12 protein-coding genes and 1 riboswitch are annotated in these 13,918 nt (G+C 35.0%); of the genes, 7 read left to right on the forward strand and 5 right to left on the reverse strand.

Annotated elements, in window-relative coordinates; all coding sequences use genetic code 11:
* Window positions 1-25 precede the first annotated feature (25 nt).
* Window positions 26-1,009, reverse strand: coding sequence for a tRNA dihydrouridine synthase DusB (gene dusB, locus IJE13_RS07135; RefSeq protein ID WP_292778717.1), 984 nt, complete (start codon window positions 1,007-1,009; stop codon window positions 26-28).
* Between the two features lie 172 nt (window positions 1,010-1,181).
* On the opposite strand from dusB, the gene IJE13_RS07140 reads away from it, so the two are divergent.
* Window positions 1,182-1,853 (forward strand): methyltransferase, encoded by a 672-nt coding sequence (locus IJE13_RS07140; RefSeq protein WP_292778719.1) that lies wholly within the window; start codon window positions 1,182-1,184, stop codon window positions 1,851-1,853.
* Window positions 1,854-1,859: 6 nt separating this feature from the next.
* On the opposite strand, the gene IJE13_RS07145 is transcribed toward IJE13_RS07140, so the two are convergent.
* Entirely contained in the window at window positions 1,860-2,582 is a 723-nt protein-coding gene (locus tag IJE13_RS07145; RefSeq protein WP_292778721.1) for a nitroreductase family protein, read from the reverse strand.
* A 197-nt stretch (window positions 2,583-2,779) separates the two neighbouring features.
* Between IJE13_RS07145 and IJE13_RS07150 the strand changes: the two genes are divergently transcribed.
* Together IJE13_RS07150 and IJE13_RS07155 are read left to right on the forward strand one after the other, a co-directional pair.
* Window positions 2,780-4,576: a YhgE/Pip domain-containing protein gene (locus tag IJE13_RS07150; protein WP_292778723.1), complete on the forward strand. Its 1,797-nt coding sequence runs from the start codon at window positions 2,780-2,782 to the stop codon at window positions 4,574-4,576.
* 47 nt (window positions 4,577-4,623) lie between these two features.
* The gene (locus IJE13_RS07155; protein ID WP_292778725.1) at window positions 4,624-6,132 is read left to right on the forward strand and encodes a hypothetical protein; all 1,509 of its coding nucleotides are present in this window, start codon (window positions 4,624-4,626) and stop codon (window positions 6,130-6,132) included.
* Between the two features lie 255 nt (window positions 6,133-6,387).
* On the opposite strand, the gene IJE13_RS07160 is transcribed toward IJE13_RS07155, so the two are convergent.
* Window positions 6,388-6,720, reverse strand: coding sequence for a hypothetical protein (locus IJE13_RS07160; protein WP_292778727.1), 333 nt, complete (start codon window positions 6,718-6,720; stop codon window positions 6,388-6,390).
* A gap of 66 nt (window positions 6,721-6,786) precedes the next feature.
* Entirely contained in the window at window positions 6,787-8,412 is a 1,626-nt protein-coding gene (locus IJE13_RS07165; protein ID WP_292778729.1) for an AarF/UbiB family protein, read from the reverse strand.
* 268 nt (window positions 8,413-8,680) lie between these two features.
* Window positions 8,681-8,831, forward strand: a riboswitch (FMN riboswitch).
* A gap of 163 nt (window positions 8,832-8,994) precedes the next feature.
* Here IJE13_RS07165 and ribB point away from each other — a divergent pair.
* A complete protein-coding gene (ribB, locus tag IJE13_RS07170) occupies window positions 8,995-9,636 on the forward strand; it encodes a 3,4-dihydroxy-2-butanone-4-phosphate synthase (protein ID WP_292778731.1) in 642 nt (213 codons plus the stop codon).
* A 45-nt stretch (window positions 9,637-9,681) separates the two neighbouring features.
* Window positions 9,682-11,340, forward strand: coding sequence for a fumarate reductase (CoM/CoB) subunit TfrA (tfrA, locus tag IJE13_RS07175; RefSeq protein ID WP_292778733.1), 1,659 nt, complete (start codon window positions 9,682-9,684; stop codon window positions 11,338-11,340).
* A gap of 264 nt (window positions 11,341-11,604) precedes the next feature.
* On the opposite strand, the gene IJE13_RS07180 is transcribed toward tfrA, so the two are convergent.
* Window positions 11,605-12,060, reverse strand: coding sequence for a winged helix DNA-binding protein (locus tag IJE13_RS07180; RefSeq protein ID WP_292778735.1), 456 nt, complete (start codon window positions 12,058-12,060; stop codon window positions 11,605-11,607).
* 188 nt (window positions 12,061-12,248) lie between these two features.
* On the opposite strand from IJE13_RS07180, the gene IJE13_RS07185 reads away from it, so the two are divergent.
* Together IJE13_RS07185 and IJE13_RS07190 are read left to right on the forward strand one after the other, a co-directional pair.
* Window positions 12,249-13,358, forward strand: a complete 1,110-nt coding sequence (locus tag IJE13_RS07185; protein WP_292778737.1) for an aldo/keto reductase — start codon at window positions 12,249-12,251, stop codon at window positions 13,356-13,358.
* A gap of 63 nt (window positions 13,359-13,421) precedes the next feature.
* Complete coding sequence (locus IJE13_RS07190) at window positions 13,422-13,886, forward strand: flavodoxin (protein ID WP_292778739.1); 465 nt, start codon at window positions 13,422-13,424, stop codon at window positions 13,884-13,886.
* The last annotated feature ends 32 nt before the right edge of the window (window positions 13,887-13,918 follow it).

Below are 13,918 nucleotides of genomic sequence, written 5' to 3' on the forward strand. Positions count from 1 at the left end.
AAATTTTTTCTTTTTTTTTATTTCATTACTCTTTTTCCATAGAATTTACATAATCATCCAATAGATTAAACAGATCTTCTTTTGTATTCATTTTAAATATTTGCTGCTTTAATTCAATTGTTCTTGGCAATTTCTTAACGTAATAGGCAGCTTGAGTTCTCATTTTTGGAATTGCAAATTCCTCTCCCTTGACTTCAATGAGCATATCTATATGTTTTTTGAGTGTTTCCATTCTCTCTTCCATTGTAACTTCATATGGAAGTGTGCCGTCTTCAAGATAGTTTACGCAATCTCGGATAAGCCATGGATTTCCAAGTGATGCCCTTCCTATCATGACTGCATCACAATTTGTTTCATCAAGCATTCCTTTTGCATCAAAACAGGACTTGATGTCACCATTTCCAATAACTGGAATATTCACATTTTCCTTGACTTTACTTATAATGGACCAATCTGCCTTTCCGGAGTAGCCTTGATCTTTTGTTCTTGGGTGAACTGTAATCGCTGATGCCCCTGCATCATCAACGATTTGGGCAATTTCAACTGCATTTATGCTGTTTTTATCCCAACCACTTCTAATCTTTACAGTAACTGGAATCGGCACAATGTCTACAATAGATTCTAGAATAGATTTTACCTTATCCGGTTCTTTCATCAATGCACATCCTGCCTTTGACCTATTTGTCACTTTTGTTACAGGACATCCCATGTTAATGTCAATGATATCGACATCTGTATTTTCCCAGATGTACTTTGATGCAAATGTGAGAGATTCCAAATCAGAGCCGACAATCTGCTGTGAAATTGGATGTTCATAGTCAGTCATGTACAGCATTTCCTTGGTCTTCCAATTGCCATACATAATAGCCTTGTCTGAAACCATTTCTGTTTCAATGAGCCCACATCCCATTGACTTTACAATGGTTCTAAAGCTGAAGTCACATACTCCCGCCATAGGGGCCAAAGCTATCTGATTGTCTATTTCAACATTTCCAATTTTCCACTTCATATGAATCAGTTAAATCATTAATTTTTCTTAAAAAATTATATTTTCATAAAAAATATTATTTGATATCTTATATTTTATTATTTTCCTAAAAATATATAATCATTCCACAAACTCAAAATTTATTAGATTAAAAAAATAAATGAATTAGTGTAAAGTAAATTTCGGTGATATGATGGATACTAAACTATTTTTTCAAGCTTTAAGCAAATTCCTAATTGGTTTTATAATCATATGCATGCTTCTTTTCATTCCTGCTGGAACCTTAGATTATCCTAATGGATGGCTGTTTATGGCATTGCTATTTATTCCTATGTTTTTTGCAGGAATAATCATGCTTTTCAAGTCTCCAGATCTTTTAAGAAGGAGATTGAATGCAAAGGAAGAGGAAGATGAACAGAAAACAGTTATATTAGTTAGTGGAATAATATTTCTCGTTGCTTTCATTTTAGCTGGCCTTAACTTTAGATTCGGATGGTTCCATCTTCCAACTGTGGTTATTATAATCTCTTCAGTCATATTTTTGATAGCTTATATCATGTATGCTGAAGTGTTGAGAGAAAACGAATACCTTTCACGTACTGTTGAAGTGAGTGAAAATCAAAAAGTGGTTGATAGTGGCTTATATGGCCTTGTAAGGCATCCAATGTACACTTCCACAATATTCCTGTTCCTGTCAATGCCATTGGTATTGGATTCAATATTCTCATTTATTGTAATGCTAGTTTATCCAATAATCATAATATTTAGAATAAGAAATGAAGAAAAGGTATTGGAAAATGAGTTGATTGGATATAAGGAGTATAAGGAAAAGGTAAAATATAAACTAATTCCTTATTTATGGTAATAGCTATTAGATTTCAAAGCTTCCAGCGTAGAATAATCCTTTAAGCTCTTTAGGATTGTCTTTCATGTAGAATCTAAAGCTATCCTCATTCGCCACATAAAGATGTGCTAAAGCTATTCCTGTATCAATCTGATTCCACTTTTTATAGAATCTGTTTCTAAGTCTTCCAAGTTTCACTCTGTATATGTCATAGCTGCCATCATCCCTGTGAGTGAAATACCATGGTTGGGTATTGGAAGCGGAAGGTGCAAATTGTGCAGGAACTAGTTTTTCATCTGCCTTATCTGATATATCATCAAGACTTTTTCTTCTAAACTGGTCAATTTCCCTGTATAAATTACCATTTGGCTTTCCAATTGATATGATTATAATGAATTTTTGGTCCTTATCGGGATTTTCATAATTCTTAGGACTTCCCATTCCTATCCAGCATGTCCCAATTCCCTTGCTTTGCAAAAATAGGTCTACCTGCTGGAAGATGAATCCAATATTTTGATAGTAATTCTCCTTTTCCTCACTGAAAATAGCTATGTAATGAGGTGCTTTCCATCTCATCATTGTAGAGATATTCTCTGTTGGAAGGATTTCATAACTCCATTTTATGTTTGGATTCAATTCCTTTGCATTGTCAATGAAATCCCTTATCTCATCAAGTGTCTGATTGTCAAGGGGTGCATCATCGTAAGATCTAATAGATTGTCTTTTGTATATTGTATCCTCAAGGTTCATTTTATCACAATATCATTCGTTTTTGAAAATTATTTATTTGACAAATATAATTTTTGAATGAATATGATTTAAATCTATTGAATGCCGAAAAAACATAACATAGTTATAAAGAGTATTGATTAAAAAAGATTATAAAAATGATTTATATTAAAAAATATATAATAATATACATCCAAAAAAATTTAATAGGTAAAACGATGAGTAGAAAAGATCCTAAGATGATTGCAGAAATCATGAAGAAGAACTTCAAGGGAGCATTCTCTAATCCTATTGTAGTGATTGTTCTCATTGGAGTTATTATACTTCCTTCACTTTATGCGCTTTTGAACATACAGGCATGTTGGGATCCTTATGGAAACACTGGTGATGTTCCATTTGCAATAGCTAACCTCGATGAGGGAGCATCATTCAATGATAAGGACATAAATATTGGAAAGGAACTTGTAAAAGACTTAAAGAAAAATGATAAATTCAAATGGACATTCGTTTCAGAAGATGACTTGCGAAAGGGCGTGTATAACGGGACCTATTATGCGGGAATTGTCATACCCAAAAACCTGAGTGAAAACATTGTTTCAATCACTGGCGACAATCCCCAACAGGCAAAGCTTGAATACATTGTAAATATGAAAACAAACCCTGTAGCAACAAAATTGACTGATTCAGGTGCCAATGCGGTTTACACTTCACTTAATGCAAAAATAGTTGAAATCATAGATATTGCAGCTTACCAAAAGCTTGGTGAATTGCAGGAAGGTCTTGCTGAAGGAGCAAAAAAACTTGCAAACGGTGGAAAACAGCTTCAAGCAGGTAATGCAAAAGTTCAAGCAGGAGCAAGCCAAGTGAAAAACGGTGAAAGCCAAGTGAAAGATGGTGCGAATCAAGTTAAATCTGGAGCTTCTGCACTGAATGATGGTGCATCACAATTAAAGCAAGGCTCAGACCAATTAAGTGATGGTGCATCACAAGTGGAAAAAGGTTCAGAGGAATTGTCAGCAGCAGTTGACCCTTCATTAATACCTGATGGCCCAATAAAAGACTATGCCGAAGGAAACTCTAAGCTTGCTGATGGAAGCAGCCAAGTTGCTGAAGGTGGAAAGCAATTGGCAAACGGTGCAAATCAGTTAGCTGACGGAGGAAGCCAACTGGCAAACGGTACAGTTCAAGTGGCTGAAGGAAGCAGTAAATTGGCAGAAGGTTCAGTGAGTCTTGCATCTGGAGCATCCCTACTTTCCAATGGTGCAACAAATGCATTGTTTGCAGCATCCAGTTCATTAGGATCCACTGCAAACACTCTCGGTGGAATCACAGGCATAGATGAAGACACACTTGGGGATTATTTCCTTTCTCCTGTACAATTGGAAAGAAACGAGCTGTTCCCAGTGAATTCATACGGTTCTGATGTATCTCCATTTTACCTTGTATTATCCATGTGGGTAGGTGCTGTAATTACCTGTGTGATGTTAAAGCCAGGAACCAGCCAAGGAACAAAATATTCCCCATTTGAAATGTACTTCGGTAAATTGTTAACCTACATTATAATGAGCATACTTCAAGCATGCGTTACAATCGGGGGATGCTATCTTCTCGGCATTCAAATTGTAAATCCAATACTCTTTATAGCATCTTGCATACTGGTATCGATGATATTCATGATCTTAATCTACTCAATAATTTCTGCAATCGGTACAGTAGGAAAGGCTATTGGAGTTATCCTTTTGGTTCTTCAAATATCTGCAACTGGAGGAATCTATCCAATTCAAATCATGCACCCATTCTTCAGGGCATTGTATCCATACATGCCTATGACTTATGGAATCACATTGGTCCGTGAAGCGCAGCTTGGTGTTGTTTGGTCAAACTATATCCCAGCATTGATTATACTTTTAGCCATTGGATGTTTAACAATAACCGTCGCAGTGATCATTAAGGAAAAATTAGACAAGCCTTCCCATTACTTTGAAGAGAAACTAGAGGAAAGCGGATTGTTTTAGGGAAATATGAAAATTATATTTGCAAATAAAAGAAATGAGGAAAATTTATGAAATTCAAAAAAAGCCTTCTGATTATATGCATTTTCATTTGCCTATTCTCTATTGCAAGCGTTTCGGCAAATGAGATTGATGATGTAGCAATCACAATGGAGGACAGTGAAATTATTGCTGTTGATGACAGCAATTCAATTGAAAATCTAGAGGAAAGCCTAGCTGAATCTTCAAATGAAAACCTTATTGGAGACTCATCAGAGGATGATGGAACTTTTTCTGCATTGCAAAAGAAGATAGATGACGCAGAAGAGGGAGCTGTAATAACATTGGAAAAGGATTACGCTTATGATGAGGATTTTAGCAAAAGAGGTATCCGAATAAACAAGAACTTGACAATAAACGGTAATGGCCATACATTAGATGGTTTATCCCAGTCAAGAATATTATTAGTGAGATACGGCCTTATTGATAACAATTATGTTGTATTGAACAACATTAAATTCGCCAACGGAAACACCGACCTTTACGGTGGAGCAATATTCAATTATGGCAATTTGACCGTTAACAATTGCGTCTTTACAAATAACTACGCTAAATATTGTGGTGGAGCTATAAACTCTGTAGGGCACTTGAACTTAAAGAATTCAAATTTCACCAAGAACACTGCAGGAGGGGATGGTGGAGCTGTCTTGACATTTTCCATAGACAAAGCCGTTGACTTCTTCAAGAAGATTTATGTGGATAGAACTCCTGAAGGGGAAATGGAATTCGTTTTCAATGCTACATTGACCATTGATTTAAGCTATGGAACAAACTATGTATCCAAATGCATTTTCACCAACAATATTGCAAAAGGCCGTGGTGGAGGAGCAATTTACGGATTCACTCATCTAAACATCAATTCATGCACATTTAACTCAAACCAAGCTAATGAACATGGAGGAGCAGTGTTTGCAAATAAGAATCTAGTACTCAAGAACTCAAAATTCACAAATAATAAGGCGCCTAAAAATGGTGGAGCAGTTTACTTCAGATGCCATGAGCAAAGCGGCAGCTACGTAAACAAGACTTGGGTTCCAAAGATCAAATACTACTCTGGAAATATCACAAATTGCGCCTTCAGCAAAAACACTGCGAAAAAAGGAGGGGCAATATACGGATTCTTAAATGTTGCATCTGACAAGAAGCGTTTGAAAGTGAATAAATGCAATTTCACTGCCAATAAGGCAAGTTCATCTGGCAGGGATGTATTAGGTGGAACCTGTTCAAACTGCATTTACAATTACATTAAATTGACTTCAAAAAACAAAACAGTGGAAAAATCTGCTAAAAAACTCACTTTAACTGTAAAGCTTACTAAAGGAAAAGCATTGCTTAAAAACAAAAATATCAAATTCAGATTTAGAGGCAAAAATTATTATGCTAAAACCAACTCAAAAGGAATTGCAAAAGTCATAATCAAAAAAAGCGTGCTTAAAAAGCTTAAAGTAGGTAAAAAATACACTGTAAAAATGTCTTATCTTAAATACAGCATTAAAAGAACTGTAAAAGTCAAAAGATAATTTAAAATTAATTTTAAAATTAAAACAAGAGATGCCTTATTGAATTAAGGCATTTTAATTTCTTTTTTTCAAAATTTAATTTACATATTAAAAATAGCTATTTTTAAAAGATCAAAACTTATGAAAGGGCTTTGAAAATTAATTAAAAAAAGATTTAAAAATAAAAAATTAGTGAAAAAATTAATTGAAAAATATTAAAAAAATAATTAAAAAATAAAAAAAGAAAAAATAGAAGAAAAATAATTTAAAAATAAATTATTCTTCTGCTTCTGCTTCTTTTTCAGCTTCAATGATTTCAATTTGGTTTTCAAACCATGGAAGAATGTCTTCATCTTCAGCATGGTATTCAGCTTTAGCCTGTTCAAATTCTGCTTTAGCATCTTCAACATTGCCCTCTTGAGCCTTTACCAAAATTGAAGCCAAAATAGCAGTCTTGTCTTCTGGAGCTTCTGCTTTCCATTCTTCAATGATTTCTTTCAATTTAGCAATATCTGCTTCTAATGGCTCTTTATTAGCCTTTATCTCTTCAAAGAGTTTCATGAAGATTATTGCTTTTCCAACTTTTTTTGCTGCACTTTTAATGCCCATATTAAATCCTCCTTTAAAAAATTTTTTAATCAATTCTGAATAAATCTCTAAAATCTTTTTAAAAATCTATTTATCAAGTAAAATATATTTGAAAACTATATAAAATCCTAAAACTGCACTTAATAGGAATCCGAATAGACCTATTGCAGAAGTGTCCCACATTTTTGGTCCGCTGTTTGATAGGATAGCCAATGATGAACCTATGATAAGTGCAGATATTATGAGTGATGCTGAAAGCTGATTCTTAAGTTCAGTCAATCCTTTAAGTTCCAAATTGACTTTTATTTCTCCTTTTTCCACTTTTGTAAGGGTGGAATTTATCCTATCAGGCAAATCCTTCATTAAATGTTCAACATCCAATAGATAGTCATAGCTTCCTTTTGCTACCTTAACTGGATTGAACCTATCAACCGCTAATTTTTTAGAGAATCTTTGAAGCGCCTCTCCAATATTGAAGTCCTTATCCAGATTATATCCTATATCCTCAATAAGTGCAACTCCTCTTCCAATCATGACGAACTCTCTTGGAAGTGTTACTCCATGCTTGATCATTGTGTTGATTAATTTTTCCAAAACACCATCCATTTGGTCCAAATCAGCGCCAATATAACGATTTACCAAATCCTCGATATCCATTCTCAACTCTTCGGTATCCTGTTCAGGAGTGATGATTTTCATATAAATCAATTGCTTAACAAGGCTGTTTGCATTTCCGCCTAAAAGAAGCAATATCAATTGAGCCAAGTCACTACGGAAAGTTTCATTCAATATTCCCATCATACCTAAATCAAGGTAGCAGAGCTTTTTCTCTTCCGCATCTATAATCATGTTACCTGGGTGAGGGTCTGCATGGAAAAATCCATCAAGCATCAATTGCTTGAAATAGGATTCGACAATGTCATTTGCAATTTGTTTTCCAGATATTCCGTCAATCTCATTGTCATACAACTCAGTGACATTATACCCTTGAACAAGTTCCATATTGATAAGCCTATTGGTACATAACTTAGGATATACCTTAGGATATTTTACATAATCATGGCCTTCAAAGTTTTTGGTAATCTTTTGAATGTTCATGACCTCTTCCATATAGTCAAGTTCCTTGAAGATAGACCTTTCAAATTCCCTTACGATTGCAGGCAAATTGAATGTTCTTGTTTTTGTAATGTACTTGTCTGCCTTTTCAGCCAAGTTGACCATTATCCTTACATCAGCTGCGACAATCTCATATGAACCTGGCTTTTGAACCTTTACAGCTACCTTTTCACCACTTTCCTTCAATGTGGCTTTGTAAACCTGTCCGATTGATGCAGAACCGAGTGGTTCCTCTTCAAATTCAGAGTACACTTCATCCAATGGCTGGCCAAGTTCAGTTTCAATCACTTCCTTGATTTCCTCAAATGGGGTGACAGGAGTGTTGTCCCTAAGCTTTGTAAGTTCCTCTGCAATATCATTTCCGACAAGGTCCGGTCTTGTACATAAAAGCTGACCTAACTTGACATAAGCAGGACCTAACTCTTCCAAAGCAAGTCTGATACCAGAAGCATCCAATTCATCATCATATTCCCCTTGAGAAGGGTCTTTAGGTTTTCTTGATTCTGAAATCAGCTCGGACACATTATATTTCTTAGCAACCTCATAGATTTCCTTAATCCTTTGACGGTTTTCTTTTCTTTCTTCTCTTGATGCCATATTATCTTGACCTTATATTATTAAACAATTGTTATTAATTATATAATATTTTAATTGAATTAATAAAAATATTTTTTGTTTACTTGATTTTGTATTAAGTATATTAAGTAAATTATTATAATAGATTGTCTAATCAATACAGTAACTTGATTTTGTATTAAGTATATTAAGTAAATTATTATAATAGATTGTCTAATCAATACATTGCTTATTAATTATTAAATTATATATAAAAAAGTATTTTAATTACTTACAATATATTTTAATATACAATTCTCAGGGCGGAGTGAAATTCTCCACCGGTGGTGATTCATTAGTGCAAAAATTTATTTTAAGAATGATAAGTCCACGAGCACAATTGTGTTGATTTGGTGAAAGTCCAAAACCGACGGTGACAGTCCGGATGGAAGAGAATATGAGTTTAAAGTAAATAGGTCTAGATAACTCTATGTTTGATTAATAGAGAATAGCTAAAAATATAAAAAAAATCACCTTTACTTAAAAATAAATATCCTTTTTTTGCCCTGATTCTAGTAACTAGAATTAGAAAACTTTTAATTTAAACAACTAAGGAGCTTTACTATGAATCATGAAGAAAGTTTAAAAGGAAGTCCTCAAGAAAGAGTGGAAATAGCATTGGATGCAATAAGATCAGGAAATGGAGTCATTGTAACTGATGATGAGACACGTGAGAATGAAGGAGACATGATTTTCTCATCAGAACACTTGACTGAAGAGCAAATGGCACTTCTCATAAGAGAAGGAAGTGGAATCGTATGCTTATGCTTAACCCCTGACAAGGCCGATGAATTGGAACTTCCTTTAATGGTAGAAAACAATACAAGTACCTATGGTACTGGATTTACAATAACAATTGAAGCAGCAGAAGGAGTAACCACTGGTGTATCTGCAGCAGACAGAGTAAAAACCGTTAAGGCTGCATCAAATCCAGATGCAAAGCCAAGTGATTTAAACCACCCAGGTCACGTATTCCCACTTAGAGCTAAAGAGGGAGGAGTACTTGAAAGAGATGGGCACACTGAAGCAACCATCGACTTGATGAGACTTGCTGGCCTTAATCCTGCTGGCGTATTATGTGAAATCACATTGCCAAACGGAACTATGGCAAGAATGCCAGATGTTATTGAGTTCTCAAAAGAGCATGACATGCCTGTTGTAACAATTGAAGATATTATAACATATCGTAAAGAGAATAATGTTTAAGTATATTTAAAATTGATATAATAAAAAAACTAAAGAAGGGAAATTATGGAAATTAAAACTATCACAACTGATGTATTGATTATAGGTTCTGGTGGTGCTGGCTGTAGAGCAGCAATTGAAGTGTCCAATCAAGGAAAGGAAGCATTGATTGTTTCAAAAGGATTGTCATTCAGATCTGGTTGTACTGGAATGGCTGAAGGGGGATACAATGCTGCACTTGGACTTGTAGATCCAGAAGATAGTGTAGAAGCGCATATTAAAGACACCTTAAAGGGTGGAAGCTACCTTAATGACCCTAAATTAGTTGACATTCTAATCAATGAATCACCTGACAGGCTCCATGACTTGGAAGAGTATGGCGCTCTCTTTGACAGACAGGAATCAGGTGAATTGAATCAAAGACCATTTGGTGGTCAAACCTATAGAAGAACCTGTTTCCAAGGAGACAGAACTGGCCATGAAATCATGACTGCACTTAAGGAAGAAATACTCAAGCGTGACATCAAGACCATTGATGAAGTGATGATTACAGCACTTATCAAGGATGACTCAAACAACATCCTCTCAAAAGTGATTGGTGCAGTTGGACTTGACCTCAAGAACAATGACATCATCTATTTCCAAGCTAAGGCTGTTGTTCTTGCAACTGGAGGATCCGGCCAATTATTCCCTGTAACCTCAAACACTACCCAAAAGAATGGGGATGGATTTGCACTTGCATGGAATGTAGGGGCAGACCTGATTGATATGGAAGAGATACAGTTCCACCCAACAGGTATGGTCTATCCTGATTCAAGGAAGGGAGTTCTTGTAACTGAAGCTGTAAGGGCTGAAGGCGGAAGACTCATCAACAGCGAAGGTGAAAGGTTCATGGGCAGATACGATGACCGTATGGAACTTGCTACCCGTGACGTTGTTGCAAGGTCAATCTATAATGAAATCATGGAAGGAAGAGGAACCGAACATGGCGGCGTATATCTTGATGTAAGCCACCTCGACCCCGACTTGATTGATGAAAAGCTTGAAACCATGGTGCTTCAGTTTGAAGACATTGGCGTAGACATAAAGAAAGAGCCAATGGAAGTTGCACCTACCGCACACCATCATATGGGTGGTGTGAGAATCAATGAGGATGGCCAATCCACTGTTGAAAACCTATTCGCTTGCGGTGAAGTATGTGGAGGAGTTCACGGTGCTAACCGTCTTGGAGGTAACGCACTTGCGGACACTCAGGTATTCGGAAAAAGAGCAGGATTTGCTGCTGCCCTTGCATGTGACTTGACTGTCATGCAATACAATTTCACAGCTGTTGAAGAGGAAAAGGATAGAATCGAGTCATTGATGAAGGAAGGTTCCATAGATCCAATAGCTATGAAGAAGGAAATCCAGCAATTGATGTGGGAAAAAGTGTCAATTGTAAGAAATGAGCAAAACCTAAAGTCCGCTCTTGAAAGACTTCTTGAAATGAAAGAGGAATTGAATGACCTCAATGTAGATGACAGGACTCAATTCAATGAATCATTACTCACTGCTCTTGAAGTAATCAATATGGTTGAAATCTGTATCCTTATCGTAAAATCTGCAATACTCAGAAGAGAAAGTAGAGGAGCACACTTCAGAGAAGACTTCCCAGAAACAAATGATGAGCTTTGGAAAAAGAGCATTGTCATGGGACCAAATAAGATTAGATTTGCTAAACGTTAGTAAAATTGACTAATTTTTATCAATATATTTTATTCTAATTCTTGTGGAGTTTGACTCCACTTTTTTTATCTTGGAAAAAAGATAAAAATATTTAAATATTTAAAAAAACTATATTCAATTAAGTGTTTGTGTATCAATCTCATTATGAGATTGTTTTTTCCTGCTAGTGGAGATTTATCTCCACTTTTTTTATTTTTAAAAAAATAGTTCGTATAATCTAAAATTATTTATGAAAACTTGTTTTAAAAAAATAGAAAAGGAATTTTAAAGCTTTTGAGTGTTTAGAACCAACTTCAATAAGGATTTTTTCAAGACTTTTCTCTCATCCTCAACGATTCCATCCATTACTGTATCTTCCCAATAATCGATGTATTTCAATATCTTATCGGTTCTTTTAATGCCCTTATCAGTTAATTTCACTAATTTTCTACGTCTATTAGATGGATCTTCAATTCTTTGGATAAGACCGGCTACTTCAAAGCGCCTTAAAAGCTTTGCAGTATATCCATCACTTACCTTAAACAGATTTACCAATTCCTTTTGAGTTCCTTCAGTAGAAAACCTTATTCTAAGTAAAAAAGGAAGTTCAACTAAACTTATGTCTTCATCTACAAATTCCTCATCAATGTAATTTTTAAAGCTTCCTACCAATTCCTCTACAAAGTGATAAATTCTAATGTCCTCAGGATTTTCATTAATAAACTGATTAGGCAATTCCATATTTACACCAATTCTAAAACAATAAAGCTTATTCTCTTTATATAAACTATATTTTTCAATCTATTTAAATATTTTCATTAGATAACTGTTTCCTTAGGAAAGATTTATATATTATATCAAATATAATATTTTTAAAAATATATGAAAATTCAAGAGAATATTATAATCTAAATAAATAGGTGACAATTATGAGCGATGATGTTATGTTTGGATTTGGAGCTATGAGATTGGATTTGGAAGATGAAAACAATCCAAGTTCCATAAATTACGATGATGTTACAGAAATGATTGACTATTATATGGATCAAGGTTTCAACTACTTTGACACCTCTTATGCATACCACAATGGTGCTTCTGAAGCTGCCTTAAAGATTGGGCTTGTGGAAAGATATCCAAGAGAATCATTTAAGATAGCTGACAAGATACCTACATGGGCTTTAACTAGCGAAGAGGATAACCAAAAATTTGTAGATATCATGCTTGAAAGATTGGGAACAGATTTCTTTGATGTATTGCTAATCCACAATATCAATGAATCATTCCTCCAAATAGCCGAAAACTGCAACACCTTTGATTACATCAAAAGAATGAAAGAGGAAGGAACAGCAAAGAAAATAGGTATCAGTTACCATGACAGATCAGATCTACTTGAAGAGATCCTGGAAAAATATGGTGATGCAATAGATGTTGTACAGCTTCAATTGAACTACCTTGACTGGGAAAGCAAACTTACCGAATCCAGAAAGAATTATGAAATCTGTGAAAAATACGGCAAGGAAGTAATTGTAATGGAACCTATAAAAGGTGGAACATTATACAACCTTCCAGATACCATAAAAGAAAAGTTCCAAACTGAAGGAATGACCTTAGTTGAGGCTGCCTTAAGATTTGCAGGAAGCCATGAAAACGTAAAAGTGGTTTTAAGTGGTGTAGGAAACCTCGAGCAGATGAAAGAGAACTGTGAAGTATTCAAGCCATTTGAACCTATGAGCGAAGAGGAAAATGAATTCGTGCTTGAAATGGCAAACGAAATCAAGGAACTCATTGCAATAGACTGCAGTTACTGCGGATATTGCCTAAAGGAATGTCCAGCTGGAATCCCTATACCTGATTTCTTTGAATTGTACAACAGTGAAAAGATGTATTCACTTCCTTCATTGCATGCAATCTATGGAACAACTGCAGCTGCAAATGCGCCAGCATCCGCATGTACTGAATGTGAATCCTGCATGGCAATCTGTACTCAAAAACTAGACATTCCAACACTTCTAAAAGATGTTGTAAATACATTTGAATAATTCTAAATAAATAATAAATCAATATTTTGATGCGATTAAAAAAAAAAACTAAATGGTGATAAAATGAAAACTTTAGTAACTTATTTCTCAGCAAGCGGAGTAACCAAAAGAGTGGCAGAAAAAGTGGCAAATGCACTTGATGCAGACATCTTTGAGATTGCTCCTGAAACTCCATATACCGCAGCAGACTTGGATTATATGGACAAGGCAAGCAGATCAACTATTGAAATGAACGACAAATCTTTCAGACCTCCAATCAAGGAAACAATTGATGTCTCTGAATATGATACTATTCTCATCGGTTTTCCAGTATGGTGGTATACCGCTCCTACAATAATCAACACTTTCATTGAAAGCATTGACATTGCTGGAAAAACTGCAATAGCTTTCTGTACCTCTGGTGGAACTGGAATCAGCGGCTGTGAAAATGACTTGAAAAACGCTTATCCAGAAGCTAATTGGAAACCAGGAAAAAGATTATACGGTAGAGAAAGTGATGATGAAATCATCAATTGGGTAAATGAATAAATATTCTAAATGAAAATGAATAAAAAATTATT

The organism is Methanobrevibacter sp., from assembly GCF_017410345.1.
In the GTDB taxonomy this organism is placed as follows: domain Archaea; phylum Methanobacteriota; class Methanobacteria; order Methanobacteriales; family Methanobacteriaceae; genus Methanobrevibacter.